Raw genomic sequence first — 1,697 nt, forward strand, 5'->3', positions numbered from 1 at the left:
TTGTAGTAGCTTTTTAGAAATGTCGTGTTCTGGCTACTTAGAAATGTCGTGTTTTGACCTCGGTATGCTGGCCGGTTCTTTGCGGGACCACGGAGCCGGCCATGTATCCAGGTGCATTGGTGACACTGAACATGCGAGAACTCGACCGTCTGAAGGTAATCCAGGCCGTGGTGGACATGGGACTCAAGCCCGGACGCGCGGCCGAACGACTGGGCGTGACCGTGCGTCAGCTCCAGCGTCTGGTGGATCGTTACCGTGAGTCTGGCGCCGCCGGACTGGCTTCGCGCAAGCGTGGGCGTCCCGGTAATCGGCGGCTGGACGCTGATCTGGCCGATCGAGCACTGTCGATCATCCGTGATCGCTACGCCGATTTCGGGCCGACGCTGGCCTGCGAGAAGCTGTATGAGTGCCACGGCATCCGGCTGGCGAAGGAAACGGTCAGGCGGCTGATGACGGACGCCGGGCTGTGGGTGCCGCGCCGGCAGCGGCCGCCGAAGGTCTACCAGCCACGGGCACGACGCGCGTGCCTGGGCGAACTGATCCAGATCGACGGTAGCGACCACCGCTGGTTCGAGGATCGGGCGCCAGCCTGCACGCTGCTGGTATACGTGGACGATGCGACGAGCCGGTTGATGATGCTGCATTTCACGGCGACCGAGTCGACCTTCAGCTACTTCGAGGCGACGCGCGCGTATCTGGAGCGTCACGGCAAGCCGATGGCGTTGTACAGCGACAAGTACAGCGTGTTTCGCAACGTCAACCCGGGCACGACTGGCAATCGGGTGACGCATTTCGGCCGCGCGATGTACGAGCTGAACATCGACACGTTTTGCGCAAACAGCAGCCCGGCCAAGGGGCGGGTCGAGCGTGCGCACCTGACGCTGCAGGACCGGCTGGTCAAGGAACTGCGGCTGCGCGGGATCAGCACGGTGGCCGAGGCGAACGCCTATGCACCCTCCTTCATGGCGGCCTACAACGCACGTTTCGCGAAGCCACCGAAGAGCAGTTTCGACGCTCATCGGCCACTGCGGGACGACGAGAGCCTTGAGTTGACGCTTACGTGGCGCGAACTGCGGAAAGTGACGAAGTCGCTGACGGTGCAGTACGACCGGGTGATGTACCTGCTGGACGACACCCCAGAGAACCGGAAGCTGATTCACCGCTACATCGACGTGTGGGAGTACCCGGACGGGCGCATCGAGCTCCGGACGGAGGGTCAGGTGTTGCCCTGCAGGCAGTACGATCGGCTCGCCGAGATCGATCAAGCCGCAGTCGTCGAACACAAGCGCCTGAGTCACGTATTGCAGGTCGCTCAGGCGATTCAGGCGCAACGCGATAACAGCCGCATCGGTAAAGCCCCATCCCGAACAAACCGGGGCGATTCGACCAAGACCGATCGAAACAAACCTCAGCCGGGCAAGAAGAAGCAGCGCGAGTTCGTGCAGGCGGACGTCGAGCAAGTGATTGTGGATTTGGCTGAGCACAGGCAGGCGCACCCGCAACCCCGCAAACCTGGCCGTCGGTCTGCAAGGGACAGTGGATCCGACGCAAGCGCCCTGCCCGTTCAGACGCCCGCCTTCGACACGGCGTAACGAATAAACCAGGACAAACAGGCAGCGAAACCAACCCTAACCCCAACCTCAAAACCGGACATTTCTATTTAGCTGGCGCCACGACATCTTGAAATGGCTACGACA

The 1,697-nt window shown here is 61.9% G+C and carries 1 protein-coding gene; it reads left to right on the forward strand.

Annotated elements, in window-relative coordinates; genetic code table 11:
- Positions 1-101: 101 nt before the first annotated feature.
- Positions 102-1,592 carry an ISNCY family transposase gene (locus DIE16_RS36190; protein ID WP_260434521.1) on the forward strand — a complete coding sequence of 497 codons (1,491 nt, stop codon included), beginning with the start codon at positions 102-104 and terminating at the stop codon, positions 1,590-1,592.
- Positions 1,593-1,697: the final 105 nt, after the last annotated feature.

Source organism: Burkholderia sp. Bp9090, from assembly GCF_003857985.1.
Taxonomy (GTDB): Bacteria; Pseudomonadota; Gammaproteobacteria; order Burkholderiales; family Burkholderiaceae; genus Burkholderia.

Bases quoted from the DNA above. Each gene is read 5' to 3' on its own strand.
- DIE16_RS36190 (WP_260434521.1), top strand. From the start codon at position 102: ATGTATCCAGGTGCATTGGTGACACTGAACATGCGAGAACTCGACCGT.